The sequence below is a fragment of the Pseudocitrobacter sp. RIT415 genome, from assembly GCF_003057695.2.
In the GTDB taxonomy this organism is placed as follows: domain Bacteria; phylum Pseudomonadota; class Gammaproteobacteria; order Enterobacterales; family Enterobacteriaceae; genus Pseudocitrobacter; species Pseudocitrobacter faecalis.
Genome location: NZ_QBJC02000015.1, coordinates 77,510 through 90,753, shown reverse-complemented (window position 1 = coordinate 90,753; position 13,244 = coordinate 77,510). Strand labels below are relative to the sequence as shown.

At 53.3% G+C, this 13,244-nt stretch carries 14 protein-coding genes; 7 read left to right on the top strand and 7 right to left on the bottom strand.

Annotation, left to right across the window (positions count from 1 at the left end):
• Positions 1-50: 50 nt before the first annotated feature.
• On the top strand, positions 51-1,163 hold the full coding sequence (locus DBY68_RS15495) for a PQQ-dependent sugar dehydrogenase (protein ID WP_108474654.1): 1,113 nt from the start codon (positions 51-53) through the stop codon (positions 1,161-1,163).
• Here the strand turns inward: DBY68_RS15495 and DBY68_RS15490 are convergent.
• Both DBY68_RS15490 and DBY68_RS15485 read right to left on the bottom strand, forming a co-directional pair.
• Positions 1,160-2,449, bottom strand: coding sequence for an ABC transporter substrate-binding protein (locus tag DBY68_RS15490; protein ID WP_108474653.1), 1,290 nt, complete (start codon positions 2,447-2,449; stop codon positions 1,160-1,162). The two genes, DBY68_RS15495 and DBY68_RS15490, sit on opposite strands and share 4 nt — an antisense overlap.
• A gap of 24 nt (positions 2,450-2,473) precedes the next feature.
• The gene (locus tag DBY68_RS15485) at positions 2,474-3,562 is read right to left on the bottom strand and encodes a cellulase family glycosylhydrolase (protein WP_108474652.1); all 1,089 of its coding nucleotides are present in this window, start codon (positions 3,560-3,562) and stop codon (positions 2,474-2,476) included.
• A 142-nt stretch (positions 3,563-3,704) separates the two neighbouring features.
• Between DBY68_RS15485 and DBY68_RS15480 the strand changes: the two genes are divergently transcribed.
• Positions 3,705-4,715 (top strand): LacI family DNA-binding transcriptional regulator, encoded by a 1,011-nt coding sequence (locus tag DBY68_RS15480; protein WP_108474651.1) that lies wholly within the window; start codon positions 3,705-3,707, stop codon positions 4,713-4,715.
• A gap of 6 nt (positions 4,716-4,721) precedes the next feature.
• Here the strand turns inward: DBY68_RS15480 and DBY68_RS15475 are convergent, their stop codons facing one another.
• On the bottom strand, positions 4,722-5,348 hold the full coding sequence (locus DBY68_RS15475; protein WP_108474650.1) for a glutathione S-transferase family protein: 627 nt from the start codon (positions 5,346-5,348) through the stop codon (positions 4,722-4,724).
• A gap of 240 nt (positions 5,349-5,588) precedes the next feature.
• On the opposite strand from DBY68_RS15475, the gene dacC reads away from it, so the two are divergent.
• The 3 genes from dacC to DBY68_RS15460 all read left to right on the top strand — a co-directional run bounded on the left by dacC (position 5,589) and on the right by DBY68_RS15460 (position 7,492).
• Entirely contained in the window at positions 5,589-6,791 is a 1,203-nt protein-coding gene (dacC, locus tag DBY68_RS15470; RefSeq protein ID WP_108474683.1) for a serine-type D-Ala-D-Ala carboxypeptidase, read from the top strand.
• Positions 6,792-7,070: 279 nt separating this feature from the next.
• Positions 7,071-7,283, top strand: a complete 213-nt coding sequence (locus DBY68_RS15465) for a DUF4177 domain-containing protein (protein ID WP_108474649.1) — start codon at positions 7,071-7,073, stop codon at positions 7,281-7,283.
• Positions 7,280-7,492 (top strand): hypothetical protein, encoded by a 213-nt coding sequence (locus DBY68_RS15460; protein ID WP_108474648.1) that lies wholly within the window; start codon positions 7,280-7,282, stop codon positions 7,490-7,492. The genes DBY68_RS15465 and DBY68_RS15460 overlap by 4 nt, the downstream gene beginning before the upstream one ends.
• Positions 7,493-7,562: 70 nt before the next feature.
• Here DBY68_RS15460 and deoR read toward each other — a convergent pair whose 3' ends face one another.
• Together deoR and ybjG are read right to left on the bottom strand one after the other, a co-directional pair.
• Complete coding sequence (gene deoR / locus DBY68_RS15455) at positions 7,563-8,321, bottom strand: DNA-binding transcriptional repressor DeoR (RefSeq protein WP_108474647.1); 759 nt, start codon at positions 8,319-8,321, stop codon at positions 7,563-7,565.
• Between the two features lie 69 nt (positions 8,322-8,390).
• Positions 8,391-8,999: an undecaprenyl-diphosphate phosphatase gene (ybjG, locus tag DBY68_RS15450; protein ID WP_108474646.1), complete on the bottom strand. Its 609-nt coding sequence runs from the start codon at positions 8,997-8,999 to the stop codon at positions 8,391-8,393.
• 267 nt (positions 9,000-9,266) lie between these two features.
• On the opposite strand from ybjG, the gene DBY68_RS15445 reads away from it, so the two are divergent.
• On the top strand, positions 9,267-10,502 hold the full coding sequence (locus DBY68_RS15445) for an MFS transporter (protein ID WP_108474682.1): 1,236 nt from the start codon (positions 9,267-9,269) through the stop codon (positions 10,500-10,502).
• Between the two features lie 34 nt (positions 10,503-10,536).
• On the opposite strand, the gene DBY68_RS15440 is transcribed toward DBY68_RS15445, so the two are convergent.
• Positions 10,537-11,349 (bottom strand): Cof-type HAD-IIB family hydrolase, encoded by an 813-nt coding sequence (locus tag DBY68_RS15440; protein ID WP_108474645.1) that lies wholly within the window; start codon positions 11,347-11,349, stop codon positions 10,537-10,539.
• On the bottom strand, positions 11,346-12,512 hold the full coding sequence (locus DBY68_RS15435; protein WP_108474681.1) for an MFS transporter: 1,167 nt from the start codon (positions 12,510-12,512) through the stop codon (positions 11,346-11,348). The genes DBY68_RS15440 and DBY68_RS15435 overlap by 4 nt, the downstream gene beginning before the upstream one ends.
• A 117-nt stretch (positions 12,513-12,629) precedes the next feature.
• On the opposite strand from DBY68_RS15435, the gene DBY68_RS15430 reads away from it, so the two are divergent.
• On the top strand, positions 12,630-13,178 hold the full coding sequence (locus tag DBY68_RS15430) for a TetR family transcriptional regulator (protein WP_108474644.1): 549 nt from the start codon (positions 12,630-12,632) through the stop codon (positions 13,176-13,178).
• Positions 13,179-13,244: the final 66 nt, after the last annotated feature.

Sequence of the window (13,244 nt, the reverse complement as noted above, 5' to 3'; positions counted from 1 at the left end):
ATGACGTTGACTACCCTTAAGCCAAACAATGGCGGTTACCGGAGTGGGCTATGCGTCGTACTTTTCTTACCCTTACCTTAAGTTCTCTGCTGTATGTCGCTTCCGCTCAATCGGCGGAGGTCAACGTTCAGGTGTTGCAGGATAGGCTCGATCATCCCTGGGCGTTGGCTTTTTTGCCGGATGATCGCGGGATGCTGATTACCCTTCGTAGCGGCGAACTGCGTCACTGGCAACAAGGTAAAGGGCTCTCAGCGCCCATTTCGGGCGTGCCAAAGGTATGGGCAAACGGGCAGGGTGGTTTGCTGGATGTCGCGCTGGCCCCGGATTTTGCGAAGTCGCGCCGTGTGTGGCTGAGCTTTGCGGAAGCGGGCGATGACGGTAAAGCCGGAACAGCGGTCGGTTATGGGACATTAAGTGACGATAACCAAACGCTGAGTGATTTCAGCGTGGTGTTCCGGCAGATGCCGAAGCTCTCTACCGGTAACCACTTTGGCGGCAGACTGGTGTTTGATGGCAAAGGTCATCTCTATATTGGACTCGGTGAAAACAACCAGCGCAGCACCGCGCAGGATCTCGATAAACTTCAGGGCAAAGTCGTACGCCTGACCGATGACGGTAAGGTGCCGGGAGATAACCCGTGGGTAAATAAATCAGGCGTTCGCCCGGAAATCTGGTCTTACGGTATTCGTAACCCGCAGGGGATGGCAATGAATCCCTGGAGCGGTACATTGTGGCTGAACGAGCACGGCCCGCGCGGCGGTGATGAAATCAACATTCCGCAAGCGGGCAAAAACTATGGCTGGCCGCTGGCGACGCACGGCATTAACTACAGCGGGCTGCCGATCCCCGAAGCGAAAGGGGAAACCGCGCCTGGCACCGAGCCACCGCTTTATGTGTGGAAAAAATCCCCGGCGTTGAGTGGTATGGCATTTTACGATGCGAAAACCTTTCCACAGTGGCAACACAAACTGTTTATCGGCGCGTTGAAGGATGAATCGGTCATTGTGATGCAGGTGGAGGGCGATAAGGTGACGGAAGAGTCGAGAATCCTCGGCGATCGCAAACAGCGTATCCGCGATGTACGCGTCGGGCCCGACGGTTATCTGTATGTCTTAACCGATGAGTCCGACGGCGAATTGTTGAAGGTTAGCCCTAAAAATTAACGCATAATCCGACGTAAAATACGGTTTGCCTGCTCTTCGAAGGTGGTTGCGGCTTCGTCGATGGAGGCTTTACCGTGGTCGATGCTTTCGCGGGCGGCGGTGAACAGCGCGCCAAATTGCGGATCTTCCAGGTAGGGCGAGGCCGTTGATTTGTTTGGCATTGACGTCGATTGAATCAGACCCGCGATCACCGGATCTTCATCTTTCAGAATACCCGCGTCGCGGAGGATTTTTTCACCGTCCCGGCTCAGCGGCGCGCCGCGTTCAAGGCCAACCGGAAGCACACCCTCAGATTCGCTCATCAGGAAATGCAGTAATTGCGCGGCCTCCTGCGGATGCCTGGTGTTGCGGCTGATGGAGTACATCAGTGCGGTTTTCCTAAACTGCCCGGCGTCTTTTGCGTCTTTATGCATTGGATAGGGGCCCATCACCAGGTCTGACGGATTCTTCAGGTTTTGCGATTCGGCGGTGTAGAGCACGTTCCAGTTATAAACGCCGCCCCATTCGCCGTTGATCCACGGTTTCATTTCATAATTCACGCCTTTACCAAACGAGGCCATCGCTTTGGTGTCCGGAATGACGTGGTTATCCGCCAGCTTGCGATAGAAGGTTAACGCCTCGACCAGTTCTTCATGTGACCAGGCGATCTTCTTCGTTTTCTCGTCGATCATCTCTTTCTGGTTCTTCTGATACATATAAGAACGCAGCATCAACAAGGCATCCTGCTCGGAGAGAATCAGCGGGTAATAGTTATCGCCCAGTTTCTCTTTAAATACCGGGCCGGTCGCCAGCAGTTCATCCCAGGTTTTTGGAAACTCAACGCCTGCTTTTTTCCAGGTGGCGGCATTGTAGAAGAACAGCATGACGTTAGAGGAGATAGGAATGGCGTTGATTTTGCCATTCACGGTGGTGGTTGCCAGCGCTTCAGGCGGATATTGATCCAGACCTAAAGGTTGACTCAGTTTATTGAGATCGTAAAAACCATCACCTTTCTTCGACAGCAGCGTCAGCCAGTTCCAGTTGGTCTGGATAACGTCGGCTTCGGTATTACTGTTCATCTGAGTGGTGAGGCGCGGGTAAAAACCGTCCCAGCCGGTATATTCGGCTTTCACCTTGATGTTTGGATATTTTGCCTGGAAAGCTTCCAGCGCTTTCATGGTGGCCTGGTTACGGGCTTTGCCGCCCCACCAGGCAAAGCGTAGTTCAACCTGTTCGGCGCTGTGCGCAAGAATGGGCATGGCGATGAAACCGCAGCAGGCCAGCATCAGGAGTAATGATTTTTTCATTGAATAACCCTCCGTGTAAAAGGATCAGCGGCGATCTCTGCGCTGTTGATGGTAAGTGGATAGCGCTTTCACCATCTTCATTTCTTGTTCACACCACGGTTTGCCGTCGGCGTGAAGCACATCGTGATACCAACGTGATTGCCAGTCTGGCTGTGAACGCTGTACTACGGGCCAGGGGATCCAGGTTTGTGTTCTGCCTTCCACCAACCCCCAGTGATAACATCCAGTATCGAATGCGCTGAAGAGGGGAAGCTGTTCTGTCAAATTGCAATCAAGATGGCGAGCGAGCCACTCGGTGCAGAGCACAGGACGTCCACGCTGAGACAGTTTGTCGAGAATTTCAAGCTGGCATGCGACGGTGTTGTAGTTGTGATAACTGACGATATCTGACAGTGCGAGCGCAGTGGCATCAATGGGATGTTCAAAAGTCGCATAATCGTCATGTTCAACATGCCACGCACCAACAGTAAGCGGCTGGCTTGGACGAACATCGTGTGCCCAACTAAACGCTGAGACCATCAGTGTTAATGCAAATTCCTCCAGGGCGTCGTCTATATCTGATGATTCGCCGGGGCCGACAAACACGCCACGGTTGCCGGGTTCATTGTAGAGATCCCAGATAGCCACACGTTCGTCATTTTTAAAGCGGGTTAAGACGTCGCGCACGTAGGCTTCGACGCGCGGCCACAGGCTTGGGCTCATGACAATAGCACGTCCCGGGCTGGCTGCCGCCTGGCTGTTGTGCAGATTAGGTACGGGATCTTTTTGCGGGCCAAGATAAGGTTCGTCGCCGGAGAAACCACAGTCATCCATCAGGGTCAGCATGACCTGAATATGATGTTTTGCGGCTATCGCCAGGAACGTATCGATACGCGCCAGCAGCCCATCACGATCGTCTTCCCAGACAATAAACGGCAGGTTGGTGCGCAGAGCGTTGTAGCCATAGTTATGCGCCCATTCCAGCTCTTGATCGATAGTATGGGCGTCGAAGGTTTCGGCCTGCCACATTTCCGTCCAGTTGACTGCGGTACGCGGTAAATAGTTAAATCCACAGGCCCATCCATGCTCGTTGTACCACTCCTGCGCCTGTGACTTACTCCACTGAGATTGCATGAGTATTCTCCATTAGTAATAATATTAGCTAATATTTATTACCCTCGTGGTCTGGGCAATAAAAATCCTGGTAATTTGCCGGGTTGTTCACAAAAAAGGCGTAGAAGTTTTGTGCTATAGTCGGCAGCGATAAGGAGCCGAAATGCAAAAGAAAAATAAGATAACCATGAGCGATATTGCCAGAGAAGCGGGGGTTTCACAGGCCACCGTGTCACTGGTATTAAACAATAGCCGGGCAGTGCGTTTGAGCGAAGATACGCGCGAGCGCGTCGTGATTGCAGCGCAGAAGCTGGGCTATAAGAAAATCGCCGTGTCGCACCGCCAGGAAGGGCAGGAAGAGATTGCATTACTGTTATGCGGAATGGACGGTTACGACCCCTTTATTGACGCGCTGAGTGAAGCCAGCAGCACGGCCTGGCAGCGTGACACGCTGCTGACCGTTTACGACTATGGCGATGATTTTGAGATGGCGCGGCAGATTATCCAGCAACTGGCTGGTCGAAATTGTGCCGGGGTAATTCTGGCGAGTCCAACCACACGCGCATTCGATTTTTCGCCTTTTGAACCTTTGCTGAATGTGCCGGTTGTACTGCTGAATCAGTACGATCCCGCGCGGCCTTTATTGCCCACGTTCCTGCCAGACGATCGCGCGAATGCTTGCCAGATCGTGAGTCACCTGCTGGATCAGGGGGTAACGCGTATCGCGCACATTACGGGGGATGAGTGGATGGATGCCAGCGTCCTGCGTCTTGAGGGTTATCGCCAGACGCTTGAGCAGGCGGGTATCACGATTGATAACGCGTTAATTAAGCCGACAGACTGGTCGTTGAATGCGACCTTTAACGCCACGCTGGAATTAATGAAATTACCGCAGCCGCCGCAGGCCATCTTTTGCGCCAGCGACTGGATGACGCTCGGCTGTTATCAGGCGCTGGCGACGCTCAATATTAAGGTGCCGGAAGACATTCTGGTGTGCGGTTATGACGATCAACGGATTGCGCATCAGCTGACGCCCATGCTTACCAGCGTGCAGTTAGCCTACAGTGAGCTGGGCCGAATGGCGGTGGCGTATTTATGCGATGGCGATGATGTTGCGACGCACGTGCGGCTGGTCGGGAAATTGCAGGTACGCGGCAGCAGCCAGCGTACCTGAGGAACATCAGGAAACGGGGATCATCACTACGCTCTGGAAGGCAGGGCGCTCCGCAAGCTGCTGATACCAGCGCGCGAGATGCGGATGCGGTTGCCAGGTTTTCACCGTTTCCAGCAGGTTGTAGACGAACGGCGCGACGGCAATATCGCCAGGGCCAAATTCCTCGCCCGATAACCAACGTTGTTTCGCCAGTTCGGCATCAAGAATCGCCAGCAGGGGTTCGCACTGGGCAATGGCTTTATCAATCGCTGCGTGATCGCGTTTTTCCGGCGGCGTTCTGACCAGCCCCATCAGGATCAGGCGGTGAGTGGCGGCTAAAGTGTCATTGGCCCAGTCCATCCACTTCTCGCCCAGTGCGCGCTTAGCAGGTGACTCCTGCCACAAGCGCCCCTGGCCGTACTGGGCCACCAGATAACGCACGATGGTGTTGGATTCCCACAGCACGATACCGGCTTCGTCGTCCTTTAGCAGCGGCACCAGCCCATTGGGATTAAGTGCAAGGAATTCGGCATCGTGATTCACACCAAACTCCATGCCCGCCATAATCTGCTGATAAGGTAATTCCAGCTCTTCCAGCGTCCAGCGGACTTTTTTCACGTTCGTTGAGTTATTTCTGCCCCACAGCGTAATCATAACCACTCCAGTGTTTCGTATCAGTACGTTTTTGCATGGTGATTCAATCTTAGTCTTTAGGCAATCTCGATCAAAAAATTGTTCAGGTTTTTCGCACATCCAGAGGATCTTGCGTAAACTTAAAAAACTTTACCAACTCACTGTTTCTTTAAGAGAGTTTATACGTTATTACTCACCGCCTGGTGCAGCACGGTTACGGTAGTGGCGTGTTTTTTTGGAATGGATACTTGGGTGGCTTTTATGACGCGTGATGCTTTTTCCCTTCGTGGCCTGGTGACGGGCTCTGCTCTTTTACTTCTTGTCGCACCTGCTGTGCAGGCGGCGGAACAACTTCCTGATGCGCCGTCGATTGACGCACGCGCGTGGATCCTGATGGATTACTCCAGCGGTAAAGTGTTAACCGAAGGGAATGCGGACGAAAAACTGGACCCGGCCAGCCTGACCAAAATTATGACCAGCTACGTCGTCGGACAGGCGCTGAAAGCGGGCAAAATTAAGCCGACCGACATGGTGACTATCGGGAAAGATGCGTGGGCGACCGGTAACCCGGTGCTGCGCGGCTCTTCCGTCATGTTCCTCAAACCGGGCGAGCAGGTTTCCGTTGAGAACCTGAATAAAGGGGTGATTATCCAGTCCGGTAACGACGCCAGTATCGCTATTGCGGATTACGTCGCGGGCAGCCAGGACTCTTTCGTGAGCCTGATGAACGGCTACGCGCAGAAGATTGGCCTGACCAATACCACCTTTAAAACCGTCCACGGCCTTGATGCGCCGGGGCAGTTCAGTACTGCGCGCGATATGGCCTTGCTGACTAAAGCCATGATCCACGATGTGCCCGAAGAGTACGCGATCCACAAAGAGAAAGAATTCACCTTTAATAACATTCGCCAGCCAAACCGTAACCGTCTGTTATGGAGCTCAAGCCTGAACGTCGATGGCGTGAAAACCGGTACCACCGCCGGTGCTGGCTATAACCTCGTAGCGTCCGCCAGCCAGGGTGAAATGCGCCTGATCTCCGTGGTACTCGGCACCAAAACAGACCGCATCCGTTTTGGTGAATCAGAGAAACTGCTGACCTGGGGCTTCCGCTTCTTTGAAACGGTGACGCCAATTAAGCCAGACGCCACCTTTGTGACGCAGCGCGTCTGGTTTGGTAATACCAGCGAAGCGAAACTGGGCGCAGGCGAAGCGGGCTCAATTACCATACCGAAAGGGCAACTGAAAAACCTGAAGGCCAGCTACTCCCTGACTCAGCCGCAACTTACCGCGCCGCTGAAGAAAGGTCAGGTTGTCGGGACTATCGACTTTAAACTGAATGATAAAACCATCGAACAGCGTCCGTTGATCGTGATGGAAGCCGTGGAAGAGGGCGGGTTCTTTAACCGGATGCTCGATTTCGTGCTGATGAAATTCCATGAATGGTTTGGTGGCTGGTTCTCTTAATCCATTCACCACGGGCGAAATTGCCTGATGCGCTACGCTTATCAGGCCTACAAAAGAGTGCAAAACCTTGTAGGCCGGATAAGGCGTTTATGCCGCATCCGGCAAGAACAAAGCAGACGCAACTCTTTGCCCGTATTTTCTTAATATATCATTAAGATTTCCTAAATTGTCTCTCGTTGACGACCCCCGATAATAGTATGGCTGCACCGTTGGCATATTCTTATTTTTGGTGAATAAGAAAATATCTAACTATTATTTATTTTTATTAGAGAGACCCTCTTGAAGGAATATAAAGCTGTTATCTATAAGGAAGGTATGCTGGGGAGCCTGCTCTTGGGCGGGTCAAAAGTCAACCCTGTTAAGTTAAGTGATTTTCTCAATAAAAATGCCAAAGAGGGCTGGCGGGTCGTGACAATGGAAAAGGATTATCGCCGTATGCTGCTGTTTTTTATGCGCGAAGCCTATGTCATTGTTCTTGAAAGGGAAGTATGAAAACAACCATCATTGTCTGTCTGATAATCCTGGTGGCATGGTCATGTCTGGCGCTGATTCAGCTATGGTTTGTCCCGCTCAATGGCTGGACGTTTATTAAAATATCCATCACCGCTGGCGTACTGGATTTCGTCGTATTGATTGTCGGTTTATGTCGGCGAGAATATTGCGAAAACACCAAAATGAAGGACGATGGATATATAGACTAAATATATATTTGTCGCAGGAAGAGTGATTAACATCATACGGAAATTATTCGTATGATGTTAATTCTCACACTTACCACAGCAATTCAATCTTCTTGCTTTTGCAGTAGTCCTGCAATGGACGCTCAGGTGCTGCATCACTGACGAGCACATCAAATTTTTCCAGCGCGCCCATTCTGGCCGGGCGTACCTTGCCAAATTTACTGTGATCCGCCACAAGTACGTGATAACGAGCCTGACGCATCGCCCAGTGTTTTACCGGCAGCTCTTCAAGATTAAAGCAGGTTGCGCCCTGAATCATATCGATGCCTGCCGCGGAATAGAAGGCGATATCCGGGCAAAGATGGGCGAGCGTGTCGTGCTCGCTCAGCGGTTTAAAGATGGCGTTGCTGGCATGAAATTCCCCTCCGCAGAGGATCACTTTGCAGTTGGGTTTTTCCTGCAACGCCAGAAAGGTGTTCAGTGAATAGCAAACGCCGGTAAAAGGCAGGTCATTATCAATCGCATCGATGATCCACGGCGTTGTTGTCCCGCAGTCGAAAAAGGCCATCTGGTGGGCTTTAAGCAACTGCGCAGCATGCTGTGCCGCACGTTTCTTCTCCTCCACCAGGCGTGTTTTTTGATCGCTTAAGAGATAATGCGAGGCACTTCGCGGTTCGAGGACGATGTAGCCGCCGAGCAGCACCACTGGCCCGCCCTGGCTATTCAGGTCACGGCGAACCGTCATTTCTGAGACACCCAATAGCGCCGCCGCTTCTTTAAGGTGCAGTTTATCGCTACGTTTTAATGCCTGAATGAGTTGACCAATCCGCTCGTCGCGTCGTGTTTCCATGTTTCCTCTACCGGGCCAGCTCCGGCAGGGCACCGGAGTCAGCCTGTCATATTACCTGTGCCTGACAGCTTAGTCACGCACCCAACCTTTGCGGATTGGCAGCGAGAACAGCATGCGGTAAAGGGATTGCAGGCGCTGATAAATCTGGCTACCAAAGTGGTGCCACAGCATCTGTGAGGTCAGGCAGCCGATAAGCCCGCTCAGGAAACCACCGAGCATATCGATAGGCCAGTGCACGCCAAGATAAACGCGTGACCAGGCAATTGCACCGGCGATAACCATTAACACAGCGCCGGACCACAAACGGTGCCAGAACAGGAAGGCGAGGGCGAAGGTGAAAATCACCGTGCCGTGATCGCTTGGGAAAGAGTCGTCTGCGGCATGCGGCAGGAAGTTGTAGCCCACGCCGTCGACAAATGGACGATCGTGCGGGAACAGATGGCCCACCACCCATGAAAGCGTCAGGGCGACGACAATCGCCAGCGCGGTTTTGACCACCAACTGACGCTGGGCGCAAACCTGCTGTTTCGGCCCCCATAGCCAGAGCGCAGCCGCCAGGAAGGGCACGATTGAAATCAGGTCACGGGCGATAAAGGTCGCCAGGGAGATTAACCACTGCGCCGAAGCGGGTGTGGCATTCAATAGTGCGAAGAGTTGGTGGTTCAGGGTTTCCAGCATAACATCCAGACTTTTATGACAGATTAATGACCGATACCTTAAAAAGCTTAACCGTAGCGGTAAAGAGGGATAGTCTTAATTCCGCTTTCACATGCACGTGCTAATCAGGCTAACTCGTTGAATTCAGCACACTATACCTGCTCAACGTTAAGCAAACCTTAAACGAGTAAAATTGTGCGGAAATATTACATCCAGGCGATAATTTACTATCGTCACTACGATGTGTGGATTAAACTTGCGCGTTTTTACACTGAGTTAGTTTTGGTCATGAGTCATCCCTCTGTTTCCGGCAAACGTCTGGGCCGTCAGGCGCTGCTTTTTCCGCTCTGTCTGGTGCTGTACGAATTCTCCACCTATATCGGTAACGATATGATTCAGCCGGGAATGCTGGCGGTGGTAGAACAATTCAACGCGGGCAACGAGTGGGTTCCCACCTCAATGACGGCGTATATGGCAGGCGGCATGTTTTTACAGTGGCTGCTGGGGCCGCTTTCTGACCGTATTGGCCGCCGTCCGGTGATGTTGACCGGCGTGGTGTGGTTTATCGTTACCTGTCTCGCCACGCTGCTGGTGCAGAATATTGAGCAGTTTATTTTCCTGCGTTTTCTGCAAGGGGTCAGCCTGTGTTTTATCGGCGCGGTAGGCTATGCGGCAATTCAGGAATCTTTCGACGAAGCCACCTGCATTAAAATTACCGCACTGATGGCGAACGTTGCGCTGATTGCGCCATTGCTTGGCCCACTGGTCGGTGCGGCCTGGGTGCACGTTGCGCCGTGGGAAGGCATGTTTGTGCTGTTCGCGGGGCTCTCGGTTGTCGCTTTTGGCGGTTTGTTCCGTGCGATGCCGGAAACCGCCACGCGTATTGGTGAAAAGCTTTCTCTCGGTGAGCTGGGTCGAGATTACGCGCTGGTGCTCAAAAATGGACGTTTCCTGGCGGGTGCGCTGGCGACGGGGTTTGTTAGCCTGCCGTTGCTGGCGTGGATTGCCCAGTCGCCAGTGATTATTATCAGCGGTGAGCAGGCAAGCAGCTATGAATATGGACTGCTACAGGTACCTATCTTCGGCGCGCTGATTGCCGGTAACCTGACGCTGGCGCGCCTGACCTCTCGGCGTTCCGTGCGTTCGCTGATTATCATGGGCGGTTGGCCAATAATGGCCGGTTTAGTGCTGGCTGCGGCTGCGACGGTTGTGTCTTCACACGCGTATCTGTGGATGACGGCAGGATTGAGCGTTTACGCGTTTGGTATTGGTGTGGCGAATGCCGGCCTGGTGCGTCTGACGCTGTTTGCCAGTGAGATGAGTAAAGGCACCGTTTCGGCGGCGATGGGGATGTTGCAGATGCTGATTTTTACCGTTGGCATCGAAGTCAGCAAACACATGTACCTGCAAGGGGGGAATGGGCTGTTTAGCCTCTTCAACCTGGCAAATGGCGTGCTGTGGCTGGTGGCGGTTGTCTTCTTCCTGAAAGATAAAACGGTCGGCAGCAGTAACCAACCGCAATAATGTGTGTGCCCGGCAAGCGCTGCCGGGCAGTCATTCAGGCGAACGGGGCTTCCCCGTTTAGCGCTTTCTCAATAATCTCCAGCACGCCTTCCTCGTTATTATGCGGCGCGCGGTATTTCGCGACTGATTTCACCACATCAGAAGCATTCGCCATCGCAAAACCATAGCCTGCCTGTTGCAGCATTTCGATATCATTACCACTGTCGCCGAAGGCGAGAACTTCGCTGTCATCAATACCCCAACGTGTCTGGAGCAGACGCAGACCGTTCGCTTTATGAACGCCTGGAACGATGAGGTCGATACTGCCATGTCCGGTGGTGACGGCGGTGAGCATATCGCCCACTTCTTCATGAATCAGTTTTTGCATCTCGGGAACCAGAGTATCCGGGACGTTAAGACCAAACTTGAGGAAGGTATCGTCAATGTTGTCGAAGTTATCCACTTCTTCCAGACGATGATAGTAGCGGATGGCAATATCTTTGAATGCCTGATCGTAGCGTTTTAGCGTGTAAGCGCTCTGTTTCCCGCAGGCGATAATCTCCAGTTCAGTCCGGGTTTGCAGATAACGCACCACGTCCTGAAAATGCGGCTTCGGAATACTGCAGTTGAAAATATCTTCTCCGGCATCCACTACCCAGCCACCATTTTCGGCAACAAACGCGATTTCATCAGCAATCTCCGGGAAGAAGGAGATGAGCTGATAATACTGGTTACCGCTGGCGACCGCGAAGCGGATACCTTGCTGTTTCATGCGCTGATATTGAGCCAGGAAACGCTCGCGATTATAGGTTTTCGCATCGCTGAGGAAGGTGCCATCCATGTCGACTGCAATCAGTTTGATACTCATCCATTACTCTCCATCACAACGTGGGGTTCAGGTTTCGCCACCGCGCGCGCCACCAGCGCGGCGATCAGTACCAGCGCCAGTACGGCGAGCATGGCGCTGCGCAGACCATAATGTTCGCCGAGGAAGCCCAGCAGCGGCGGCCCGACGAGAAAAGCAAGGTAACCGGTGGTGGCGACCACGCTAACGCGCGTCGGCGCATCCGGGCCGGTATCGCTGGCGGCGGAAATGGTCAGCGGGAAGCCCAACGACGCGCCCAGCCCCCATAAAATAACGGATACACCGGCCACCCAATCAACATCGACAAAGATGATCAGCGCAATACCCAGCGCGCCCATCAGCGCACTGGCGCGCACCACCGTCACGCGGCTATAGCGGTCAATGAACCAGCCTCCGGTAAAGCGGCCAATGGTCATGCCCAGGGTGAAACCGGCGTAAATCAAGGCACCGGACTTCGGGCTAAACCCGTGGCCGTCAACCATCAGCAGCGGTAACCAGTCATTCGCTGAGCCTTCAGCAAATGCCATCGCCAGCACCACAACGCCGATCAGCATCAGTTGCATATCGCGCCAGAAAGGTACCCCTTTCTCACTATGTTCGGTGCCTTCTGCGGCGTTTTTACCGGTTCCTTCGGGGATCGCCCGAATGGCGATAGCGATAGGCGCAATGCCCACCAGCGCCGCCAGGGCGATATGCCACATAGCGGGTAGACCAAAGGCGGTTAACGCCATCCCAACGCCCGCGCCCACCAGCGTGCCGAAACTGTAAAAACCATGCATCATCGGTAGTACGGTTTTTTTCATCTCTTGTTCTACGGCGGCGCCTTCAACGTTAATAGCCACTTCCGCCGCGCCAAAGCTGCCGCCAAACACCGCCAGCCCGGCGGCAAAAATCCACGCTGAACTGAACCAGAGCGCGATGCTTAAAATCAGCATTCCGATGACGGCGCATGACATGGTGGTGCGAATAACTTTGCGCGTGCCAAAACGTTTCACTAGCGGAGCCGAACAAAGAATCCCGCTCATTGAGCCCACCGATAGCCCGAACAGCACAATGCCCATCTCCGCCGTTGATACCGATAAAATATCGCGGATTGCAGGCGTACGTGTCGCCCAGGAGGCCATCAGCAAGCCCGGTAAAAAGAAGAACATAAACAGCGCATACATGCGCAACTGAAGGGCTTTGCGGGGCGTCACGTTGTTATCCCTTAGCGAAGTTGACGAAATGATGCGACAACACTAGCAAGGCTGTGTACATTTGTACACAAACAAACGAGGAGAAATATGGCCCGTCGACCCAACGATCCGCAGCGCCGGGAGCGCATCCTTGACGCCACGCTGGAAACCATTGCCGCTCATGGCATCAGCGCTGTCACGCACCGCAAAATCGCCAGCTGCGCGGATGTTCCGCTTGGCTCGATGACCTATTACTTTGAAGGTATAGAAGCGTTACTGGTGGAAGCGTTCACAGTATTCACCGAACGGATGTCTCAGGAGTATCGTGACTTCTTTTGTGCGGTTGAAAACCCTGTAGCCGCCTGTGATGCCATCACTCAGCTTATCTTTAGCAGCGAAGTCACCACGCCACGTAATATGACGCTGATGTATCAGCTGTACGCCTTCGCGGGGACTCGCCCGGCGCTGAAAGGCGTGATGCAAAACTGGATGCAGCGCAGCCAGCAAACGCTGGAGCAGTGGTTTGATCCGGCAACCGCCCGCGCACTGGATGCGTTTATCGAAGGGATGACACTGCATTTTGTCACCGACCGCCAGCCGCTAACAAAGGGGCAGATACGGGAAACAGTGGGGAGGATTGCGGGTGAGGGGCTGTAGAAAACAAAAAACCCATCAACCTTGAACCAAATCTGGCGGGGTTGATGGGCTCCACAAAATGGGGAC

Coding starts and splice junctions, on each gene's coding strand:
- DBY68_RS15495 (WP_108474654.1), top strand. CDS start 51: ATGCGTCGTACTTTTCTTACCCTTACCTTAAGTTCTCTGCTGTATGTC.
- DBY68_RS15490 (WP_108474653.1), bottom strand. CDS start 2,449: ATGAAAAAATCATTACTCCTGATGCTGGCCTGCTGCGGTTTCATCGCC.
- DBY68_RS15485 (WP_108474652.1), bottom strand. CDS start 3,562: ATGCAATCTCAGTGGAGTAAGTCACAGGCGCAGGAGTGGTACAACGAG.
- DBY68_RS15480 (WP_108474651.1), top strand. CDS start 3,705: ATGCAAAAGAAAAATAAGATAACCATGAGCGATATTGCCAGAGAAGCG.
- DBY68_RS15475 (WP_108474650.1), bottom strand. CDS start 5,348: ATGATTACGCTGTGGGGCAGAAATAACTCAACGAACGTGAAAAAAGTC.
- dacC (WP_108474683.1), top strand. CDS start 5,589: ATGACGCGTGATGCTTTTTCCCTTCGTGGCCTGGTGACGGGCTCTGCT.
- DBY68_RS15460 (WP_108474648.1), top strand. CDS start 7,280: ATGAAAACAACCATCATTGTCTGTCTGATAATCCTGGTGGCATGGTCA.
- deoR (WP_108474647.1), bottom strand. CDS start 8,321: ATGGAAACACGACGCGACGAGCGGATTGGTCAACTCATTCAGGCATTA.
- ybjG (WP_108474646.1), bottom strand. CDS start 8,999: ATGCTGGAAACCCTGAACCACCAACTCTTCGCACTATTGAATGCCACA.
- DBY68_RS15445 (WP_108474682.1), top strand. CDS start 9,267: ATGAGTCATCCCTCTGTTTCCGGCAAACGTCTGGGCCGTCAGGCGCTG.
- DBY68_RS15440 (WP_108474645.1), bottom strand. CDS start 11,349: ATGAGTATCAAACTGATTGCAGTCGACATGGATGGCACCTTCCTCAGC.
- DBY68_RS15435 (WP_108474681.1), bottom strand. CDS start 12,512: ATGTATGCGCTGTTTATGTTCTTCTTTTTACCGGGCTTGCTGATGGCC.
- DBY68_RS15430 (WP_108474644.1), top strand. CDS start 12,630: ATGGCCCGTCGACCCAACGATCCGCAGCGCCGGGAGCGCATCCTTGAC.